This window comes from Cellulosimicrobium sp. I38E (assembly GCF_001647255.1).
Classification (GTDB): domain Bacteria; phylum Actinomycetota; class Actinomycetes; order Actinomycetales; family Cellulomonadaceae; genus Cellulosimicrobium; species Cellulosimicrobium cellulans_E.
Genome location: NZ_LUAZ01000035.1, coordinates 1 through 20,704 on the forward strand (window position 1 = coordinate 1; position 20,704 = coordinate 20,704).

Annotated in this window: 18 protein-coding genes; 14 read left to right on the forward strand and 4 right to left on the reverse strand. The window is 74.7% G+C overall.

Annotated features, from left to right (window positions below; translation table 11 throughout):
• Window positions 1-330 precede the first annotated feature (330 nt).
• On the reverse strand, window positions 331-1,674 hold the full coding sequence (locus A0J59_RS12260; protein ID WP_064316270.1) for a glycoside hydrolase family 6 protein: 1,344 nt from the start codon (window positions 1,672-1,674) through the stop codon (window positions 331-333).
• 136 nt (window positions 1,675-1,810) lie between these two features.
• Between A0J59_RS12260 and A0J59_RS12265 the strand changes: the two genes are divergently transcribed.
• The gene (locus A0J59_RS12265) at window positions 1,811-2,218 is read left to right on the forward strand and encodes a PadR family transcriptional regulator (RefSeq protein WP_064316297.1); all 408 of its coding nucleotides are present in this window, start codon (window positions 1,811-1,813) and stop codon (window positions 2,216-2,218) included.
• Window positions 2,215-3,378: a hypothetical protein gene (locus tag A0J59_RS12270; protein ID WP_064316271.1), complete on the forward strand. Its 1,164-nt coding sequence runs from the start codon at window positions 2,215-2,217 to the stop codon at window positions 3,376-3,378. Before A0J59_RS12265 ends, A0J59_RS12270 begins: the two co-directional genes overlap by 4 nt.
• Before the next feature lie 101 nt (window positions 3,379-3,479).
• Here the strand turns inward: A0J59_RS12270 and purB are convergent, their stop codons facing one another.
• Window positions 3,480-4,967, reverse strand: coding sequence for an adenylosuccinate lyase (purB, locus tag A0J59_RS12275; protein WP_064316272.1), 1,488 nt, complete (start codon window positions 4,965-4,967; stop codon window positions 3,480-3,482).
• 192 nt (window positions 4,968-5,159) lie between these two features.
• Here purB and A0J59_RS21625 point away from each other — a divergent pair, with 192 nt between their 5' ends.
• Both A0J59_RS21625 and A0J59_RS12285 read left to right on the forward strand, forming a co-directional pair.
• Window positions 5,160-5,474 carry a hypothetical protein gene (locus A0J59_RS21625; RefSeq protein ID WP_064316273.1) on the forward strand — a complete coding sequence of 105 codons (315 nt, stop codon included), beginning with the start codon at window positions 5,160-5,162 and terminating at the stop codon, window positions 5,472-5,474.
• Entirely contained in the window at window positions 5,471-7,165 is a 1,695-nt protein-coding gene (locus tag A0J59_RS12285; RefSeq protein WP_064316274.1) for a triacylglycerol lipase, read from the forward strand. Before A0J59_RS21625 ends, A0J59_RS12285 begins: the two co-directional genes overlap by 4 nt.
• 25 nt (window positions 7,166-7,190) lie before the next feature.
• Here A0J59_RS12285 and A0J59_RS12290 read toward each other — a convergent pair whose 3' ends face one another.
• Together A0J59_RS12290 and A0J59_RS12295 are read right to left on the reverse strand one after the other, a co-directional pair.
• Window positions 7,191-7,649, reverse strand: a complete 459-nt coding sequence (locus tag A0J59_RS12290; protein WP_064316275.1) for a hypothetical protein — start codon at window positions 7,647-7,649, stop codon at window positions 7,191-7,193.
• A 78-nt stretch (window positions 7,650-7,727) separates the two neighbouring features.
• Complete coding sequence (locus tag A0J59_RS12295) at window positions 7,728-8,117, reverse strand: phage holin family protein (RefSeq protein WP_047231835.1); 390 nt, start codon at window positions 8,115-8,117, stop codon at window positions 7,728-7,730.
• A 92-nt stretch (window positions 8,118-8,209) separates the two neighbouring features.
• Here A0J59_RS12295 and hisC point away from each other — a divergent pair, with 92 nt between their 5' ends.
• The 10 genes from hisC to A0J59_RS12345 all read left to right on the forward strand — a co-directional run bounded on the left by hisC (window position 8,210) and on the right by A0J59_RS12345 (window position 20,667).
• A complete protein-coding gene (gene hisC, locus A0J59_RS12300; RefSeq protein ID WP_064316276.1) occupies window positions 8,210-9,289 on the forward strand; it encodes a histidinol-phosphate transaminase in 1,080 nt (359 codons plus the stop codon).
• Window positions 9,290-9,362: 73 nt separating this feature from the next.
• Window positions 9,363-9,629, forward strand: coding sequence for a DUF805 domain-containing protein (locus A0J59_RS12305; protein WP_220084476.1), 267 nt, complete (start codon window positions 9,363-9,365; stop codon window positions 9,627-9,629).
• A 222-nt stretch (window positions 9,630-9,851) separates the two neighbouring features.
• Window positions 9,852-11,057, forward strand: coding sequence for a pyruvate dehydrogenase (acetyl-transferring) E1 component subunit alpha (gene pdhA, locus A0J59_RS12310; protein ID WP_082918985.1), 1,206 nt, complete (start codon window positions 9,852-9,854; stop codon window positions 11,055-11,057).
• A complete protein-coding gene (locus A0J59_RS12315; protein ID WP_064316277.1) occupies window positions 11,054-12,046 on the forward strand; it encodes an alpha-ketoacid dehydrogenase subunit beta in 993 nt (330 codons plus the stop codon). The genes pdhA and A0J59_RS12315 overlap by 4 nt, the downstream gene beginning before the upstream one ends.
• A gap of 64 nt (window positions 12,047-12,110) precedes the next feature.
• Window positions 12,111-13,577, forward strand: coding sequence for a dihydrolipoamide acetyltransferase family protein (locus A0J59_RS12320; RefSeq protein ID WP_064316278.1), 1,467 nt, complete (start codon window positions 12,111-12,113; stop codon window positions 13,575-13,577).
• 98 nt (window positions 13,578-13,675) lie between these two features.
• The gene (locus tag A0J59_RS12325; protein WP_156532989.1) at window positions 13,676-14,164 is read left to right on the forward strand and encodes a hypothetical protein; all 489 of its coding nucleotides are present in this window, start codon (window positions 13,676-13,678) and stop codon (window positions 14,162-14,164) included.
• A gap of 85 nt (window positions 14,165-14,249) precedes the next feature.
• Window positions 14,250-14,951, forward strand: a complete 702-nt coding sequence (locus A0J59_RS12330) for a DUF6766 family protein (protein ID WP_064316280.1) — start codon at window positions 14,250-14,252, stop codon at window positions 14,949-14,951.
• 190 nt (window positions 14,952-15,141) lie between these two features.
• Entirely contained in the window at window positions 15,142-16,650 is a 1,509-nt protein-coding gene (locus A0J59_RS12335; protein WP_082918986.1) for an MFS transporter, read from the forward strand.
• 46 nt (window positions 16,651-16,696) lie between these two features.
• Window positions 16,697-18,946 (forward strand): molybdopterin oxidoreductase family protein, encoded by a 2,250-nt coding sequence (locus A0J59_RS12340; RefSeq protein ID WP_156532991.1) that lies wholly within the window; start codon window positions 16,697-16,699, stop codon window positions 18,944-18,946.
• Entirely contained in the window at window positions 18,943-20,667 is a 1,725-nt protein-coding gene (locus tag A0J59_RS12345) for an FAD-dependent oxidoreductase (protein WP_064316282.1), read from the forward strand. The genes A0J59_RS12340 and A0J59_RS12345 overlap by 4 nt, the downstream gene beginning before the upstream one ends.
• Window positions 20,668-20,704: the final 37 nt, after the last annotated feature.

Consider the following 20,704-nt stretch of genomic DNA (forward strand, 5'->3'; position numbering starts at 1 on the left):
ACTGTGCCATCTCCACCGGCCTGTCCCCGCGCCGCCGTCCGGCGTCGACAGCTCACGACGCCGGGACCCCCGACGGCGCGTGGCGCACCCAGCGAGCCACGCGCCGTCGGGCCTGCCCCTCGCGCGGCCCCAGTTCCGGCGAAGGACGATCGTGCCGGGCGGGGCCCGGCACAGACGATCGTCACACCGACCAGCGAACCGCGCTCGCTGCGGACCCGCCCCCGCCCGCCCCGGTCGGACGCCGAGCACGACATTGCTGCCGTTATCGGGACGATAACGGCAGCAATCTCGTGGTCGAGGGCGAGCAGGGTCGTGCTCGACGGCGTCGTGTCACCAGGACGCGTTGCGCGCCAGCTCGAGCGCGACCTCCTGCCACCACTGTCCGGCGGGCGGCCCGCCGTTGCACGACCCGTCGCTCTCGCCGGGCAGCTTGACCCATAGCAGGGCATCGAGGTGCGTGCCGTCGTCGACCGCGCGCGGCTGGTCGCCGAGCGCGCGACCCCGGGGGTTGCACCACTCGCCGTTGCTCCCGTTGCCGTTGCGCGACGTGTCGACGACGAACGACACGTCCCCGCCGAGCAGCGCGGCGACCTGCTCGCCGTACGCGCGCGACTCGGCCGTCGTGCGGTAGTTCGACGTGTTGAGCGCGAACCCGACGGCGTGGTCGAGGCCCACCTGCTGGAGGCGGGCCGCGGCGGTCGCCGGGCTCAGCCACGCCGAGTGGCCCGCGTCGACGTAGACGCGCGCGCCGGCGTCGGTCAGGATGTGCGCCGCGTCGCGGAGCATGCCCACGCGGTCGCCCTGGCCGGAGCAGTCGCCGAGCTGGGCGAGGGCGTCGGGCTCGAGGACCACCCACGGCTCGCCGACGATGCCCGACGCGACCGTCTGGACCCAGCTCCGGTACGCGGCCTCGGCGGTGCCACCGCCCGAGTGCGAGCCGCAGTCGCGGCCGGGGATCGCGTAGATCGTCAGGAGCGGCGTCGCTCCCTCGGCCGCGGCCGCGCTCGTGAACGCGGCGACCTTGGCGCGCGACACCTGTGCGTCCGCGTCGGTGACCCACGACGACTGCGGCGTGAGCGCGATCTTCGCGAGCAGGTCCCGGTCCGTGCCCGACGCCGACTGCCAGGCCTCCCACGCCTGGTTCGTCTCGTCCACGTGGAACGTCACGTCGCCCGGCGTCTCGGGCGGGTCGGTGGGGTCCGGCGGGTCGGTGGGGTCGGGCGGGGCGTCGCCGCCGCACGCGACGCCGTCGAGCGTGAAGCTCGTGGGCACGGCCGGAGCGGACGCGGCCGTGCCCACGAGGCCGAAGGAGGCGCTGCCGCCCGTGGCGAGCGACGCGTTCCAGCCGACGTCGCCCACGGTGACACGGCCGCCGTCGCGCACGAGCGTGCCGTTCCAGAGCTGGCTGATGCTCTCGCCCGCCGGCAGGTCCCAGGCCAGCTCCCAGCCCGAGCGCGCGGCGCCGAGGTTCGTGACGGTGACGTCGGCCTGGAAGCCGCCGGACCACGAGCTCGTGATGCGGTAGTCGACCGTGCAGGCCGCGGAGGGCGCGGCCGCGCCGGACGTCGCGATCGCCGCGCCGGCGGTCGCCGTGGCGCCCAGCGTCGCGAGGGTCGCGACGGCGGCGACGAACGTCGCCGCACGGGGTCGTCGGGTGGAGGAGGTCGCTCTCATGCTCGGGGCTCCGTCGCCTCGGGGTCAGGACACTGCCACGGTAGGGACGGCCGGGGAGCACCGGGCAGGGTGCGAAACGTTTCGCGCTGCGGCGTGTCGCCGTCCATAGATTCGTCACGAGGGTATGTTCGTGGCCATGTCATCCAAACCGCTCCAGGAACCCGCGTTCCTCGTCCTGTCCGCGCTCGCGGCCGGTCCGCTGCACGGCTACGGCATCGCGCAGGACGTCGAGTCCAGCTCCGACGGGCGCGTGACGCTGCGTGCCGGGACGCTCTACGGAGCGATCGACCGGCTCGTCGCCGCCGGGCTCGTCGAGGTGGACCACGAGGAGGTCGTCGACTCGCGCCTGCGCCGCTACTACCGGCTCACCACCGAGGGCGGGTCGCGCCTCGCCACCGAGGCCGAGCGCGCCGAGGCGCAGGCGCGCCGCGCGCTCGAGCGGCTCGGCGCCCGACGCCGTGCGTCCGCGGCGGCGCGAGGCGGCGCCCCCGCGCGCGACGTCGCCCGGGGCGGCCTCACCGACGGCGGGGCGGTGCCGGCATGAGCGGGGACCGGGGGGAAGGTCTCCGCGCGGCGGGTGACGGGTCGGCGGCCGCACAGGTCGCGGGGAAGCCGACGGCGGAGCCCGGCGCGACGGTGCTCGTCGCACCCGTCCTCGTCCGGGACTACCGCCGCCTCCTGCGGCTCTTCCCGTACACCTACCGGCGGGCGCACGAGGCCGAGATGCTCGGTCATCTGCTCGACGGCGCGCAGCCCGGACAGTCGCGCCCGACCCGCGCCGAGCGGTGGGACCTGGTGCGCGCCGCCGCCCGGGAGTGGCTGCTCGCGCCGCTGGGCTCGACGCCGAGCCAACGACGGGCGGCGACCGGGCTGCTGTTCGTGCTGCTCCCGGCCGTGCTCGTGGTCATGGCGGTGCGCGTCGTCGCGTTCGCTGCCGCGATCGTCCGGGCGATGCTGGGCCCGGAGGGCAGCGCGCCGCTCGTGGCGACCGTCCCGACGGCGCTGATGTGGGCCCTGTGGCTCGCAGCGGTCGCCCTCATGCTCGTCGGCGCGCGACGCGTCGGGCTCGTGGTCGCGGTGCTCGCCGCCGGGGTGGGCGTGGCCGTGCTCGTCGTGTCGGTCGCGGCGGGCAGCGCCTTTGCCGCGTACCTCGACGCACCGTGGGTCGGCGGACTCGTCGCGTACGCGGGTGTGCTCGCCGCGCGGCGGACGTGCCGGGTCGGTGCCGAGCCGGTCGCGCTCCGGGCGGCGACGGTCGGGGCCATGGCGCTGGTCCTCGGCGCCTTCGTCGCCGCGACCTCCGCCGACGCGGCGCACCTCGGGACGCCGTGGTGGTCGGGCGGTGCCCTGGTCTCGTGGACGCTCCAGGCGCTCGCTGCGCCGGTGGTCGTGCTCCTTGGCGCCGCCCTGCTGGGGCGCCGGACTCGGCAGGCGGTCCCGGTGCTCGGCGGGCTCGCGCTCGCGATGGTGCTGAGCCGCTCGACCTTCTTCTGGTCCGGCACGGTGAGCATCCAGACGGCGGACCTCGGCAACGTCCTCGGCCTGCTCGGGCTCGCGACCGCCGCGCCGCTCGTGCTGCGCTGGGCCGTCAACCGTCTCGACGAGCTCTCCGAGGCGCGGGCCTCGCACCGTGCGCTGCTCGCCGCGACGGGAGGGACACCGGGGCCGGACGCGCCGCGCCCGGGCGAGCCGACCGCCGTCTGACACCTGCGCCGTCGAGCACGACGCTGCGCGCTCACGAGAACGACATGAGGGCCGTTATCCCGTGGATAACGGCCCTCAGGTCGTGTTCGGCGCAGGGCCGGTCAGTCCAGGTAGTCCGTCACCAGGCGGGCCGCGAGGCCCGTGTAGGTCGCCGGGGTGAGGTCGGAGAGGCGCTGCGCGACGTCGTCGGGCAGGCCGAGGCCGGCGACGAACTCGCGCAGGCGCGCGGCGTCGACGCGCTGGCCGCGCGTGAGGTCCTTGAGGCGCTCGTACGGGTTCTCCATGCCGGGGACGCCCGCGACCGACGCCGCGCGCATCGCCGACTGGATGGGTTCGCCGAGCACCTCCCAGTTCTCGTCGAGGTCCGCCGCCATGAGGTCGGCGTTCGCGGCGAGTGCCTTGAGGCCGCGGCGCACGTTGTCGATCGCGAGGAGCGAGTGGCCGAACGCGGGGCCGACGTTGCGCTGCGTCGTCGAGTCCGTGAGGTCGCGCTGGAGGCGCGACGTGACGAGCGTCGCCCCGAGCGTGTCGAGCAGCGCGGAGGAGATCTCGAGGTTCGCCTCGGCGTTCTCGAACCGGATCGGGTTGACCTTGTGCGGCATGGTCGACGACCCGGTCGCGCCCGGCACGGGGATCTGCGTGAAGAACCCGAGCGAGATGTACGTCCACACGTCGGTCGCGAGGTTGTGGAGGATGCGGTTGAACCGCGCGACGTCGGCGTACAGCTCGGCCTGCCAGTCGTGGGACTCGATCTGCGTCGTCAGCGGGTTCCACGTGAGCCCGAGGCCCTCGACGAAGTGCTTCGACACCGACGGCCAGTCCACGCCCGGGACGGCGACGGTGTGCGCGCCGTAGGTGCCCGTCGCGCCGTTGAGCTTGCCCAGGTACTCGGCCGCACCGACCCGGCGGAGCTGGCGGCGCAGGCGGTGCGCGAGGACGGCGAGCTCCTTGCCGAGCGTCGTCGGCGTCGCGGGCTGGCCGTGCGTGCGCGAGAGCATCGGCACGTCGGCGAGGTCGCGCGCCATGTCCGCGAGCTGGTCGGCGAGCGCCGTCGCGGCGGGCAGCCACACCTGCTCGACCGCGCCGCGCACCATGAGCGCGTACGACAGGTTGTTGACGTCCTCGCTCGTGCACGCGAAGTGCACGAGCTCGCCGACGCCGGGGAGCACGGTGTCCGAGCCCAGGGCGTCGGGCGCCGCGGCGAGCCGGCGCTTGACGAAGTACTCGACGGCCTTGACGTCGTGCACCGTCTCGCGCTCGATCGCGGCGAGCTCGGCGATCTCCTCGCCGCCGAACGTCGCGGGGATGCGGCGCAGGTACGCGACCTCCGCGTCGGAGAGCTGAGGAGCGCCCGGGACGACCGGGCGGACCGCGTTCTCGTCGACCGCCTGGACGCCGTTGCACAGCGTGATCAGCCACTCGACCTCGACGTGGACGCGCTCGCGGTTGAGCGCGGCCTCGCTGAGGTGGTCGACGAGCGGGGCGACCGCGGCACGGTAGCGGCCGTCGAGCGGTCCGAGCGCGATCGGCGGGGTCACCTCGGCGAGCGACACGCGGGCAGGGGCGTCTGCGGCAGGGTTCTCGGGCACGCCCCTGATTCTCCCACGCGTGCCCGACGGCGGCCCGCGCCTCCCACAGTTCGAGCACGCGGCCCGGGTGGGCGGGCGGTCCGTGGCACGGCAGGGTTCGTGGCCGTCCCCAGGGACGCTCCGCCGGGGGGCCGTCCACAGGGCACCGTCGACCGTGACGGGTGGTGCGCGGCTCTGCGTACGGTCCTCGCCATGTCCTCCTCGTCGCCTCCGCCGCCCTCGCCGTGCGTCGCCGCGCCGTTCGGCGTCACCCTCGCCCGGACCCGGGTCCTCACCGCCCAGGACGACGTCACGCGAGCGGGTGCCGCGCTCGTCGCGCCCGACCTGCCGTGGGCGGGTCACGCCCGCGCGTCGTACGACGACGCGGCCGCCGAGCGCCGGAGCGGTCTGCTCCGCGTCGGCATGCTGCTCGACTCGTGCCTCCTGCGCCTGGACGCGCTCACCGTCCTTGCCGAGGCCGAGGTGGCACGGATCCGGACCGAGCTCGCCGCGGTGGGCGTGCCGTGAGCGACCCCCGCCCGGCGCCCGTGGTCGTGGTGCGCGGTGGCACGGAAGCGACCGCGGTCGAGACGGGGGCGGTCGTCGCGCAGGCGGTGGCGCTGGGCTCGCGGGCGGACCTCGTCGCCGGGACCGTGGCCGCGCTCCGGGACGCGCGGGACGCCGTGGACGTCGCGACCGCGACGCCCACGGCGTTCGGGGGACGCTTCGCGGCGCCGGCGCCGGCGCCGGCGCCGTTCCCGGCCGCGTCGGCCTGGAGCGCTCACGCCACGCCGTACTGGTCGGCCGAGGTGCGTGCGGCACGTGCGGCCGCGCTCGAGGCCTTCGACCTCGCGATCGGCGTCGCGGAGCAGCAGGAGGGAGGGCTGAGGTTCCTCGCAGCGCGACTGCACCAGGCCGTCCGCGTGTACGACGACGCGGACGCCGACGCCGCCGCGTTGTGGCAGGACGCCGCTCTCCGGGTCGCTGGAGGTCTGAGCCCGGTCGGGGCGGCGGTCGCCGGGGTCGCTTCCGTCCTGGCCGTGGGGACTGTCGGGGCCTGGGTCTCGCTAAAGCAGGGCCGCCCTTCCCTGTACCCGTTCATCACCTCGGGGCAGTCCCTGCACCCCGCCACGATCCGCGCATTGAGCCGTGCGATCGGCGTGTTCGACGTGGATCGCCCGTGGTACCAGATGCCCACGGTGGGCAACGGTGCGTCGGTGCTGCGCGGGCTGCTGCAGCCCCTGCGCGACCGGTTCCTGCGCGACCCCGAGGTCCGCCTCGTCGACCCGTCCTACGACCTGCCGACCCCCACGGACGTGCGGTCCGCGCTCGGCGCCGTGGAGGCGCTCAAGACCGACTCGACGCTCAGCATCCAGAAGATCGTCAAGGACGACGGCACGCCCACGTGGGTCGTCGCGATCCCCGGAACGCAGCCCTTCAACCTGAGGTCGGTCTTCAACATGACGTCCAACTACCAGCTCATGGACGACGACCCGGCGGTGCGGGCGCAGGCAGACAGCGCGCGTGCCGTGCAGGAAGCGATGCGGCAGGCCGGGATCGCGCCGGACGACGACGTCGTGCTGGTGGGGCACAGCCAGGGCGGCATCATCGCGTCGACGGTCGCCGCGGCGACGGTCGGCACGTACGCCGTGCGGCACGTCGTGACGGCCGGGTCGCCCATCGGCGGCCACGACCTCCCTCCCGGCGTCAAGGGCACGCACCTCGAGACCCAGGGGGAGGGGATCTCCGACACCGACGGCGCGGAGAACCGTGCGACGGCGGACCAGGTCACGGTCACGGGGGCCTTCGTGGCACCGGGCGGCGGGCCGACGGCCGAGTGGCCGCACAGCGTGCCCTTCCACCAGGAGGTGCTGGACGCCGCCGTCGAGGTGGGCGACCGGGGGCTCGAGGAGCACCTGACCGACGTCGAGCGGCTGCTCGACGGGGTGGCCGACGAGCTCCTCGTCTACGAGGCGCGGCTGGTGCCCGACCCCGACACCACGTTCTGCGTCGGGGACGTGGCGGTCCCGCGGTCGCTCACGCCTCCGTGGGCGCCGGGCACGCCGTTCCCCGGCGCGCCCGGGGTGCCGTTCCCGGGGACGCCGGGCACGACGTCGCGTGGGGTCCCGGGCCTGCCGTGGCTAGGAGGTCCGACTGAGGGCGACGTGACCGCGCCCGGCGTGGAGGGCGGGGGCGAGGACGGTGCGCGATCGCTGTAGCCGCCCGGCTCGCGCGACCGAGGGCTCACACCGCCCGGCTGTTCGCGTAGAACGTCCAGTACCGGCTCGGATACTCCGTGAACGCGCGGTGGCCGCCGATCCCGTGTGCCGCGTCGAACGAACGGAGAGCCTCCTCGTCCTGTCCCGCGTCCAGCGCGGCCATCCCCAGGATGACGTGCGGCGAGGTGTCTCGTGGGTTGGTGCTGAGCCGAGGCAGGCGTCGCGCGTACTCCAAGGCCGTGTCCGCAGCCCCCTGGCGGAGATGCGACTCCGCGAGGGTGGCGCAGAGAACCGCGGCGATCGGGAAGTCGTACTCACGCTCGAACCACGGGGTGTCGGTGTCAGGCAGCTCGGCCCAGCAGGCGTGCCAGATCACCACTGCGGAGGACTCGTCGTCCGCTGCGATCTCGGTGGCCCGTTCCCACTCGTCGAGCAGCCGCTTCCCGAGGTCGTCGCGGAGGTAGCGTCGAGGCGTCTCGGTCACCGTCTCACCTTGCCATCCCGCGGACGACCGCTCCGATCGCCGTGGGCGTCCGGTCCCCGCCGCGGTGGACGGGGACGGTCAGCGGTCCTGGGCCTTGGGCACCACGGCCGAGACGGCGAAGTTGATGAGCCCGATGATCAGCGCCGCGAGCAGGGCCCACCAGAACCCGCCGACGATGCGGATGCCCCAGTCCGTCTGCTCGGTGATCCACGCGGTGAGCATGAGCATGAGCGCGTTGACGACCAGGGAGAACAGCCCCAGCGTGAGGATGTAGAGCGGGATGGACAGGATCTGCACGATCGGCTTGATGACGGCGTTCACCAGCGAGTAGAGCAGCGCCACCACGAGGATGATGACGACCTTCCCGCCGGCGGTGTCGGAGCCGACGATCTGGAAGTGCTCGTCGATGAACAGGCTCGTGAGCCAGATCGCGAGGCCGGTGACGAGGACGCGGACGACGAAGCTCATACCGGGCATCCTGCCACCCGGGAGCCGCGCGGGCACGGCGCCGGGCCGTGCGCCGCCGGGACCGCGACGGGCAGGTGGCATGATCGAGGACCGTGGCCCACGAACCCCGCGTCCCCCTGCGTCCTGCCGTCGCCGCGCTGCCGGCCTACGTCCCTGGTGCCCGCGTCGCCCCGGGCGCGGCGGCGTTCAAGCTCTCCTCCAACGAGAACCCGTACCCGCCGCTGCCGTCCGTCGTCGCGGCGATCGCCGACGCCGCGGCGGACGTGAACCGCTACCCGGACATGTACGCGACCGAGCTCACCGAGGCGCTCGCGGCCGACCTGGGCGTCGGTGCCGACCAGGTCGTGGTGGGCAACGGCTCGGTCGCAGTGCTCGCGCACGTGCTGCAGACGGTCGTCGAGCCGGGGGACGAGGTCGTGTACCCGTGGCGGTCGTTCGAGGCGTACCCGATCGCGGTCGCCGTCGCGGGCGGGACGTCGGTCCAGGTGCCGTTGCTGACCGGGGCCGACGTCGGCCGGCTCGACCTGCCCGCCATGGCCGCGGCGATCACGGAGCGCACGCGCGTCGTGATGGTCTGCACGCCCAACAACCCGACCGGTCCGGTCGTGCACCGCGAGGAGCTCGAGACGTTCCTCGCGGCCGTGCCGTCGGACGTGCTGGTCGTGCTCGACGAGGCGTACCTCGAGTTCGTGCGCGACCCCGAGGCCCCCGACGGCCTCGCCGTGTACGCGGAGCACCCGAACGTCGTGCTGCTCCGCACGTTCTCCAAGGCGTACGGCCTGGCCGGCCTGCGCGTGGGCTACGCCGTCGCGCGCCCACGGCTCGCGGCGGGCATCCGCGCGGTGTCGACGCCGTTCGGCGTCTCCCACGTGGCGCAGCGCGCGGCCATCGCGTCACTCGCCGCGCGCGACGAGCTGCTCCAGCGGGTCGAGCACCTCGTCGCCGACCGCGCGCGCCTCGTCGAGGGCTTGCGCGACCAGGGCTGGGTGCTGCCGGAGTCGCAGGCGAACTTCGTGTGGTTCGACCTGGGCGAGCGGACCATGCAGCGCGCCGAAGAGGCCCGCGCGGCCGGGGCGATCGTGCGCCCGTTCGCGGGCGAGGGCCTGCGCGTGAGCGTCGGCGAGCCGGAGGCGACGGACCTCTTCCTCCGCGTGAGCGCCACCTGGCTCTGAGCCCGTCCGTCCGGGGCAGGCGCCCAATCGGTCCCTGTTGCCGGACCCCGTCGGCGCGAGAACACTCGCGTCCATGGACAACGTGGAGTACGACCAGTTCGTGGACCAGTACGGCTGGGCCTTCGGCACCGCCGCACTGGTCGTCTACGTCGCGGTGGCGGTGATCTTCTTCATCGCCTACGTCCGGATCATCCAGAAGGCCGGCTACTCGGGCTGGTGGATCCTCGTCGGGCTCGTGCCGATCCTCAACGTCGTGATGTTCCTCGTGTTCGCGTTCTCGCGCTGGCCTGTCCTGCGCGAGCGCGACGCGCTGCGCGCGGGCGGCGTGTACTCGCGATAGGGCGGACCCCCGTAGGGGCGGGGGTCGTCCGGTGGGGATTGGAGGTTCCCTACAGCCCGCCGCGACGGATGTTGGGCGACACGTCGGCAGCCGAACCTACGGTGTCGTAGCCTACGCTTGCGTAGGCTACGGAGACGTAGGTTCCGACGGCGCCCCTGACCGGGCGCCTCCTGCCCCCGAGCGGGCCGGCCGCACGGCCGGGCCGCACCGAAGGAGAGTCGCGTGACCGAGAACGACGCGAGAACCGCCGCGCGGGACGGCGCGAGCACGCCCCCCGACCTCCCCGACGTCGCCGGCGGTCCCGACGACGCCCCCCTGCTCCAGCTCGTGACCCCGGCCGGCGCCCGCGTCACGACGCCCGAGACCGACGGCTACCGCGAGCGCGTCGCCCACCTGGACGCCGCCGAGCTGCGCGGGCTCTACCGCGACATGGTGCTCACGCGCCGCTTCGACGACGAGGCGACGTCGCTCCAGCGCCAGGGCGAGCTCGGCCTGTTCGCGCAGTCGAAGGGCCAGGAGGCCGCGCAGATCGGCTCCGGCCGCGCGCTCGCGCCGCAGGACTACGTCTTCCCCTCCTACCGCGAGCACGGGGTCTCGCACGTGCGCGGCATCGACCCGACGGCGCGCCTGCGCCTCTTCCGCGGCGTGGACCACGGCGGCTGGGACCCGACGGCGCACAACGTGCACCTGTACACCCTCGTCATCGGGTCGCACGCGCTGCACGCGACCGGGTACGCGATGGGCGTCCAGCGCGACGGCCTCGTCGGCTCGGGCGACCCGGAGCGCGACGCGGCCGTCGTCACGTACTTCGGCGACGGCGCGACGTCGCAGGGCGACGTCAACGAGGCGCTCGTGTTCGCGGCCGTGAACAACGCCCCCGTCGTCTTCTTCTGCCAGAACAACCAGTGGGCGATCTCCGAGCCCACGACCAAGCAGTCGCGCGTGCCGCTCTACCGCCGCGGCGGCGGCTTCGGCGTGCCGAGCGTCCGGGTCGACGGCAACGACGTGCTCGCGTGCTACGCCGTGACCGCGGAGGCGCTCGAGCGCGCGCGCACCGGGGGTGGCCCGACCTTCGTCGAGGCGTTCACATATCGCATGGGCGCGCACACGACGTCGGACGACCCGACCAAGTACCGCTCGCGGGCCCAGGAGGAGTACTGGCGCCGCCGCGACCCGATCGACCGGCTCGAGAACCTGCTCCGCGCCGAGGACGCGTGGGACGACGCGTTCGCCGCCGACCTCGCGGCCGAGGCCGACGCGCTCGGCGAGCGGCTGCGCGACGAGGTCCGCGCGCTCGCCGCGCCCGACCCGTCCAGCATGTTCGCCCACGTCTACGCGACCCCGAACGCCGTGGTCGAGCGCGAGAAGGCGTGGTTCGCCGACTACCAGCAGTCCTTCGAGGAGCCGGCCGCGGAGGTGGCCCGATGAGCGACAACAAGACCCTGACCCTCGCCCGCGCGATCAACGAGGGCCTGCGCCGGTCGCTCGAGACCGACCCGAAGGTCCTGCTCATGGGGGAGGACATCGGCGCGCTCGGCGGCGTGTTCCGCGTGACCGACGGGCTCCAGAAGGACTTCGGCGAGGACCGGGTGGTCGACACGCCGCTCGCGGAGTCAGGCATCCTCGGCACGGCGATCGGGCTCGCGCTGCGGGGCTACCGCCCGGTCTGCGAGATCCAGTTCGACGGCTTCATCTTTCCCGCGTACGACCAGATCACGACGCAGCTCGCGAAGATGGGCTACCGGTCGGGCGGAAAGCTCCAGGTGCCCGTCGTGATCCGCGTGCCGTACGGGGGCGGGATCGGCGCCGTCGAGCACCACAGCGAGAGCCCCGAGGCGCTGTTCGCCCACACCGCGGGCCTGCGCGTCGTGTCGCCGTCCACGCCGCAGGACGCGTACACGATGATCCAGGAGGCCATCGCCTCGCCCGACCCGGTGCTGTTCTTCGAGCCCAAGGGCCGCTACTGGGAGAAGGGTCCCGTCGAGACCGCCGGGCGTGGCGAGGGCGCGACCGTGCTCGACCGCGCGCGCGTCGTCCGCCCCGGCACCGACCTCACGCTCGTCGCCTACGGGCCGACCGTGGCGACCGCGCTCCGCGCCGCCGCCGCGGCCGAGCAGGAGGGGCGCAGCGTCGAGGTCGTCGACCTGCGCAGCATCTCCCCGCTCGACACCGCGACCGTCGTGGAGTCCGTGCGCCGGACCGGGCGCTGCGTCGTCGTGCACGAGGCCCCGACCTACCTGGGCTCGGGCGCCGAGGTCGCGGCCCGCGTGACCGAGGAGTGCTTCTACTCGCTCGAGGCGCCCGTGCTGCGCGTCGGCGGCTTCCACACCCCGTACCCCGTCGCCAAGATCGAGCACGACTACCTGCCGAGCCTCGACCGCGTGCTCGACGCCGTCGACCGCGCGTTCGCGTTCTGACGCGACCGTAGCGACCTCGAGCGCCCTCGACAGCGCCGACCGGGACCACCAGGAGGACCACGCAGTGCCCACCTTCGAGAAGTTCAACCTCCCCGACGCGGGCGAGGGCCTCACCGAGGCCGAGATCGTGCACTGGCACGTCGCCGTCGGCGACGCCGTGACGGTCAACCAGACGATCGTCGAGATCGAGACGGCCAAGTCGCTCGTCGAGCTCCCGTCGCCGTACACGGGCATCGTCACGGAGATCCTCGCGCCCGAGGGGACGACGGTCGAGGTCGGCGTGCCGATCATCGTCGTGGACACCGACCCGTCCGGTGCCGCGCCGGCGCCGAGCGCGCCGGCCGGCGTCGTGCCCGACGGCGCGGACGCGGTCCCGTCGCCCGCCTCGCCCGCGCGCGCCGGGTCGGAGGGCGCGACGCCGTCCGCCGCGGCCGGTGGCTCCGGCTCGGTGCTCGTGGGGTACGGCACGGTGGAGCCGGGCACGGCCCGTCGCCGCCGCCGCGCTCCGGACACGGCCCCGGCCGCCGCGCCGGCGGCAGCCGTCCCGGCGCCTGCCCCGGCAGCCGCCCCCGTGCCCGCGGCGAGCAAGCCGACCCCCGCGTCCGCCGCCGTCGCTCACGTGCACCTGCCGGTGCTGGCGAAGCCGCCGGTGCGCAAGCTCGCCAAGGACCTCGGCGTCGACCTCGCGAGCGTCGCGGGCACCGGGCCCGGCGGGATCGTCACGCGCGAGGACGTGCAGGCGTACCACGAGCAGGCGAAGGCGCAGCCGCTCGCGACGTACGCCGACGACGACCAGCCGTGGCTCGCGTCCGGCGCCGTCACCCCGGACGGCCGCCAGACGCGCGTGCCCGTGAAGTCGGTGCGCAAGCGCACCGCCGAGGCGATGGTCACGAGCGCGTTCACCGCCCCCCACGTCACGGTCTTCCACACGGTCGACGTCACCAAGACCATGCGGCTCGTGCACACGCTGCGCGAGGACCGGGAGTTCGCCGACGTGCGCGTCACGCCGCTGCTCGTCACCGCCAAGGCGCTGCTCCTGGCCGTGCGCCGCCACCCGGAGATCAACGCGAGCTGGGACGACGCCGCGCAGGAGATCGTCTACAAGCACTACGTGAACCTGGGGATCGCGGCCGCGACGCCGCGCGGGCTCGTGGTGCCGAACATCAAGGACGCGCACCGCCTCGACCTGCACGGCCTCGCGGGCGAGATCGCGGACCTCACGTCGACCGCGCGGGCGGGCCGCACGTCGCCCACCGACATGTCCGACGGCACCATCACGATCACGAACGTCGGCGTGTTCGGCATCGACACGGGGACGCCGATCCTCAACCCGGGCGAGGCCGCGATCCTCGCGTTCGGCGCGATCCGCGAGCAGCCGTGGGTCCACAAGGGCAAGATCAAGAAGCGCTGGGTCACGCAGCTCGCGCTGAGCTTCGACCACCGCCTCGTCGACGGCGAGCTCGGCGCGCGCGTGCTGGCCGACGTCGCGAAGGTGCTCGAGGACCCGGCGCGCGGCCTCGTCTGGGGCTGAGCCCGCGCGGTGCTCCGCTTGCGGGCACCCGGCGAACGGCGAGCATGGGCCTCGGAGGGAGCCGGTGAACCTCACCGGTGTCGTTCGAGGGAGGTCGCGTGCGCAGCGCTCGGGGCAGGGCGGTCCGGCCGACGGCGGGAGCCGGGCCGGGAGGCCGGCGCCGGGCGCGGGCAGCGATCCCCACGGGTGCGCTCGCCGGTCTCACGGCGCTCGGCCTCGCCGCGTGCGCCGGGCCGGGCACGGCGGACGCCCGGGCTGTCGTCGAGGAGCTCGCCGCCGCCGTCGCCGAGGGTGACGGCACCGCCGCGTGCGCCCTGATCCTGCCGGACGCCGCGGACGCGCTCGCCGCGGACGAGGGCGAGCCGTGCGCGGACGTGGTCACCGCGCCCGACGGTCCGCTCACCGCGCTCGCCGCAGCGGGGGACGACCTCGTCGTCGAGGACGTCCACGTGGCGGGCCGGCAGGCGCAGGTCGTCACCGCGACCGACACGCTCTTCCTCGCCGTGTCTGGGGACGGCTGGGTCGTCACCGCGGCGGGCTGCATGCCGCGCGAGGACCGCCCCTACGACTGCGAGGTCGAGGCATGAGGGTCCCGCGGCTGATGTTCTGGGCGACGCTCGTGCTCGTCTGCGCGGGCCTCGCCGTCACGTTCGTGCTCGCGGCGGTGCACCGATGAGCGTCGGCTCCGGCAAGGGCGGCGTCCTCGGCGGGCTGCGCGCGAGCTCGCTGAGCCTCTTCTTCGCCGCCGCGTTCCTCGCGTCGCTCGTCGCCCAGGCGGTGAGCGGGGTCGCGGTCTTCAACACGGACCAGCGCGCGGCGGGCCTCGACCCGGTGACGTTCGGGCAGTACGTGGCGTCGTCGGCGTTCTGGGTCGACGTCACCGAGAACTGGCAGTCCGAGTACCTCCAGTTCCTGCTCTTCATCACCGCGACGGTCTGGTTCGTGCAGCGCGGCTCGCCCGAGTCGAAGAAGCTCGAGGAGGCCGGCCGCGAGTCCGACGAGGACCAGAAGGTGGGCGAGCACGCGACACCCGACTCCCCGGCCTGGGCGCGGGCCGGGGGCTGGCGGCTCGCGGTCTACTCGCGCTCGCTCTCGCTCGTCATGGGCGCGATCTTCCTCGGCTCGTGGGCGGCGCAGTCGGCGGCGGGCGCCGTCGCGTTCAGCGAGGAGCAGCTGCGCGAGCTCGAGGACCCGGTGCCCTGGACGGAGTACCTCTCGATGCCCGACTTCTGGAGCCGGACGTTCCAGAACTGGCAGTCCGAGATGCTGGCGGTCCTGAGCATGGTCGTGCTCGCGATCTACCTGCGGGAGCGCGGGTCGCCCGAGTCGAAGCCCGTCGGCTCGTCGCACGAGGCGACGGGCGTCGAGGGCTGACCGCGGACGGCTCCCGCCGCACGTCCGCGTGCCGTGCGACCGCCGGTCGCCCCAGGTCACGGACCGCTCACAGCGGCGCCGCACCCGGTGTGCGGAAGACCTCACACGGGCTTAACGGCGGTCGCGCGCCGGGGAAACACGGCGTTCCTAGCGTCCTGGGTACTGACCGGGACCTGCTGAAGGAGCCGCCATGTCCGCGCCCACGAGCCCCACCACCCACGAGGGTGAGCAGTCCGCAGAGCACCCCTCCGGCACCTCGACCACCACGACCGCCCCGGCCTCCGCGCCCGTGGCCACGACCGCCGTCGGGCTGAGCACCGCCTCGACGGCCGGCCGCGCCACGACCGCTCCGACCCACCGCTCGGGGCGCTGGATCGACCGCTGGGACCCGGAGGACCCGACGTTCTGGCGCGACGGCGGCCGGAGGGTCGCGACGCGCAACCTGTGGATCTCGGTGTTCGCGGAGTTCCTCGGCTTCGCGGTCTGGGCGCTGTGGTCGATCGTCGTGCCGCAGCTCCCCGCCGCCGGGTTCACGTTCACGGTCGACCAGCAGTTCTGGCTCATCGCCGTGCCGAGCCTCGTCGGTGCGACGCTGCGCATCCCGTACACGTTCGCGGTGCCGCTGTTCGGCGGCCGCAACTGGACCGTGGTCTCCGCGCTCCTGCTCCTGCTCCCGACGGGCGCGCTCGCGGTCGCGGTGCAGGACCCGGGCACGCCGTTCGGCGTCATGCTCGCGGTCGCGGCCCTCGCCGGCTTCGGCGGCGGCAACTTCGCCTCGTCGATGGCGAACATCTCGTTCTTCTACCCGGAGCGGGAGAAGGGCAAGGCGCTGGGCCTCAACGCCGCGGGCGGCAACCTGGGGACGGCGGTCGTGCAGCTCGCGGTGCCGCTCGTCATCGTCGCCGGGGCGGGCGTCGCGCTCGAGCGCGCGGGTCTCATGATGATCCCGTTCATCCTGCTCGCGGCGTTCCTCGCGTGGCGGTTCATGGACAACCTGTCCACCGCGAAGGCCGACCCGAAGTCGTTCGCCGCCGCGACGCGGAACAAGCACACGTGGATCATCTCGTTCCTCTACATCGGGACGTTCGGGTCGTTCATCGGGTACGCCGGGGCGTTCCCCATGCTGCTCAAGGGCCAGTTCCCCGAGGTGACGCTCTCGATCGCGTTCCTCGGCGCGCTCGTCGGCTCGGTCACGCGGCCGCTCGGCGGCGTCATCGCGGACCGCGTGGGCGGCACGCGCGTCACCATCGCCTCGTACGGCGTGATGGCGCTCGGGGCGTTCGGCGCGATCCAGGCGCTCCAGTCGCACAGCTTCGGCCTGTTCTTCGCGTCGTTCCTCGTCCTGTTCGTCGCGACGGGCATCGGCAACGGTTCGACCTACCGGATGATCCCGGCCGTCTTCCAGGCGAGCGCCGTCCCGGGCGGCGCGCTCGACGGGCCGACGGCGGTCGACGCGGCGACGCTCGACGAGGCCCGGGCCCGCGCCCGCAAGGCCGCGGCCGGGTGCATCGGGATCGCCGGCGCGATCGGCGCCTTCGGCGGCTTCCTCATCCCGCGCGGGTTCGCGGCGTCGACGAGCCTCGCCGGCTCGCTCGTCCCGGCCCTGTGGGTGTTCATCGGGATGTACGCGGTCATGGCGGTCGTCGCCTGGGCCGTGTACCTGCGCAAGGGGTCGGCGCTCGCGTCGGCCGGGATCTGAGCGGAGGCCACGAGTGCCGTCCGCTCCCACGACCGCCGCGCCGGGGATCTCTGAGGCCCCCGGCGCGGCGCCGGCCGCAGCCGCGCGAGCCGCCGACACGCACTGCCCGTACTGCGCGCTCCAGTGCGGCATGCGGTTGTCCCCGTCGGACGACCGGGGGCCGTCGGCCCTGCTCCCGGTGACGGTCGCTCCGCGCGACTTCCCGACCAACCGCGGCGGCCTGTGCCAGAAGGGCTGGACGAGCGCGTCGGTCCTCCGCGCGACGGACCGGATCACGACCCCGCTGCTGCGCGGGAGCGACGGCGCGCTGCACCCGGCGTCGTGGGACGAGGCGCTGGAGGTCGTGGCGGCCGGGATCGCGCGCGTGCAGGACGAGCACGGCCGGGACGCGGTCGCGGTCTTCGGCGGCGGCGGCCTGACGAACGAGAAGGCGTACGCGCTCGGCAAGTTCGCGCGCACGGTGCTGCGGACCGCGAACATCGACTACAACGGGCGCTTCTGCATGGCGTCGGCCGCCGCGGGGGCGAACCGGGCCTTCGGCGCGGACCGCGGGCTGCCGTTCCCGCTCGCGGACCTCACCGGTGCGGACGCCGTGGTCCTGCTCGGGTCCAACCTCGCCGAGACCATGCCGCCCTCGGTCCAGCACCTCGCGGGCGTGCGCTCGCGCGGCGGGCTCGTCGTCGTGGACCCGCGCCGCAGCGCGACGGCGGCGCTCACGGGCGAGCCGGGGGACGTCGGCGGGGTGGGCGACCAGGGCGTGCACCTCCAGCCCGTGCCCGGCACGGACCTGGTGGTGCTGCTCGCGCTGCTGCACGTCGTGGTCACGGAGGGGCTCGCGGACGCGGAGTACCTCGCCGCGCGCACGTCGGGGTTCGACGCCGTCCGACGATCCGTCATGGCGTGGTGGCCCGAGCGCGCGGAGACGGTCTGCGGGGTCCCGGCCGACCGGCTGCGGTACGTGGCCCGGCTGCTCGCCGCGGCGTCGCCCGCCCGTGGCGGCACGGGCGCGTACGTGCTCACGGGGCGCGGCGTCGAGCAGTCCTCGCAGGGCACCGCGACGGTGACGGCTGCGATCAACCTCGCGCTCGCGCTCGGCCTGCCGGGCCGCGTCGGCTCCGGCTACGGCGCGATCACCGGCCAGGGGAACGGGCAGGGCGGGCGCGAGCACGGCCAGAAGGCCGACCAGCTCCCGGGGTACCGCAAGATCGACGACGCGGTGGCCCGCGCCCACGTCGCGGCCGTCTGGGGCGTCGACCCGGCGACGATCCCCGGCCCGGGGATGCCCGCCGTCGAGCTGCTGCGCTCGCTCGGCGCCCGGCCGGGACCGGAGGGTGCGGGCACCACCTACGCCGAGGACGGGCGCCCGCGCGCGCTGCTCGTGCACGGGTCGAACGTCGTGGTCAGCGCACCGGACGCGGACCAGGTCGCCGCGAACCTGCGCGCCCTCGACCTGCTCGTGGTGTGCGACCTGGTGCCGTCGGAGACGGCGCTGCTCGCCGACGTCGTGCTGCCCGTGACGCAGTGGGCGGAGGAGGAGGGCACCATGACGTCGCTCGAGGGGCGCGTGATCCGCCGCCGTCGCGCGGTCGACCCGCCCGGCGAGGCGCGCTCGGAGCTGTGGATCCTCGCGGAGCTCGCGCGGCGCCTGGGCTCGGACGTCTCCTTCCCGACCGACCCCGCCGTCGTCTTCGACGAGCTCGCGCGCGCCTCCGCGGGCGGCGTGGCCGACTACTCGGGCCTGAGCCACGCGCGCCTCGACGCGGACGAGGACGACGGCGGCCCGGGGCTGTACTGGCCCGTCCCGAGCGCGGAGCACCCCGGCACGCCGCGGACGTTCCTCGACCGTTTCGCCACGCCGGACGGGCGCGCGCGGATGGTCGCCGTCGACCACGTCGGGCCGAGCGACGACGTGCGCCCCGACGCCCCGCTCTACCTCGTCACCGGCCGCGTGCTGCAGCACTACCAGTCGGGCGCGCAGACGCGCCGCGTGGCGGAGCTCGACCGCCTCGTGCCGGAGCCGTTCGTCGAGCTGCACCCGGTCCTCGGCCTGCGGCTCGGGGTCGGCGACGGCGACCGCGCCCGCCTCACGACGCGTCGCGGCGAGATCGAGGCCGTCGCCCGGTGGAGCGACCGGATCCGGCCGGACACCGTCTTCATGCCCTTCCACTGGAGCGGGGAGGGCAGCGTCAACCGCGTCACGACGGACGCGACCGACCCTATCTCGGGCATGCCCGAGTTCAAGGTGTGCGCCGTGGACGTGCGGCGTGCACCCGGCACCCAGGAGGTGGGCGCATGACGCGCGTCGTCGTGGTCGGCAACGGCATGGTCGGGTCGCGGTTCGCGAGCGACCTCGTGGCACGGTGCGGGACCTCCGCGGGGCCGACGGCCGTCGAGGTCACCGTGCTGGGGGCCGAGGAGTACGAGCCGTACAACCGCGTGCTGCTCAGCGAGGTCGTCGCGGGCAAGGTCGACGTCGCGGCGATCGGGCTGCCCGGCGCGGATGACGCCCGTGTGACCGTCCGGCGTGGCACCGAGGCCATCGCGATCGACCGCGCCGCGCGCCGCGTCGTCACGGGGGAGGGGGCGTACCCGTACGACGTCGTCGTGCTCGCCACGGGCGCAGCCGCCCGGATCCCCGACCTGCCGGGTCTGACGGACCTGCCGGGCGGCCTGCCCCGCGGCGCGCACGCGTTGCGCACGCTCGACGACGCGCGCGAGATCGTCGCGGCGTCGGTCAACGCCCGGCACGCCGTGGTCGTCGGGGCGGGCGTGCTCGGGCTCGAGGTCGCGTGCGGGCTCGCGCGCCGCGGCGTCGCCGTGAGCCTCGTGCACGGGGGCGGGAGCGTCATGGACCGCCAGCTCGACCGCGCCGCGGGCGACGTCGTCGCGCGCAGCCTCGCGGGGCTCGGCGTGCGGACCTGGACCCGTGCCCGCACCGAGCGCGTCGTCGTGGAGTCGGGCTCCGTGCGCGGCGTGACGCTCCGCGTGCCCGACGGCGGGGCAACCGCCGGGCCGTCGGCCCGCCCGGATGATGGCGCCGAGCGAGCGGGCGACCACGCGACGCGGCTCGTCGATCTCGAGGCCGACCTGCTCGTGCTCGCGTGCGGCACCGTGCCCGAGGCCGGGCTCGCGCGCGCGGCGGGCGTCGCGGTCGACCGGGGCGTCGTCGTCGGGCACGACCTCGCGAGCCCCGACGACCCGCGCGTGTTCGCGATCGGTGACTGCGCGCAGCCGCCCGAGGGCGCCACCGGGCTGATCGCTCAGGGGTGGGACCAGTCGCGACGGCTCGCGGAGCACCTCGCGGAGCGGTTCGCCGCAGCGGACGCCGGGGGGCCGGGCGCCGCGCAGGGGGCGGTGTCGGGCCGCCCGCGCGTCCGCCTGGGGGTCGACGCCGACCGGCCGAGCATGGCGCTGCGCCTCGCCATGAACGTGGTCGCACGCCCGGTCGGGCAGCCGTCGGCACAGGACCTGCCCGGTGTCGACGAGCGCCCGAAGGCCGGGACCGACGTCGTGCGCGTCAAGGCCGCCGGGCTCGAGATCGTGACGATGGGCGTGTGCGGCGAGCGGCGGACGCCCGACCCCGCGCAGCGCTCCGTGACGCTGAGCGACCCGGCGTCGGGCCGGCACGTCGAGGTGGTCGTCGCGGACGGCCTGCTCGTGGGAGCGACGTGCGTCGGCGCGCCCGAGGTGGGCGCCGACCTCACGGCGACGTACACGCGCCGGGTCCCCGTGCCGGTCGACCCGGCCCACCTGCTGCTGCGGCCCGTCGCGCAGGCTCCCGCGCCGGCGTCGTCCCCGACCCACATGCCCGACCGCACCACGGTGTGCACGTGCAACGGCGTGACCAAGGGCGACGTCGTCGGGTGCTGGCACGACGGCGCCCGGAGCGTCGACGACGTCGCGCGAGCCACACGCGCGACCACGGGCTGCGGCGGGTGCAAGGAGGTCGTGTGCGGGCTCGTCGACTGGCTCGCGAAGGCGGACCCCGACCAGACGAGGGTCGCGCTCGGCGCGTGAGGTCGGCCGCCGGGCGACCTCACACCTCGTCGACCGG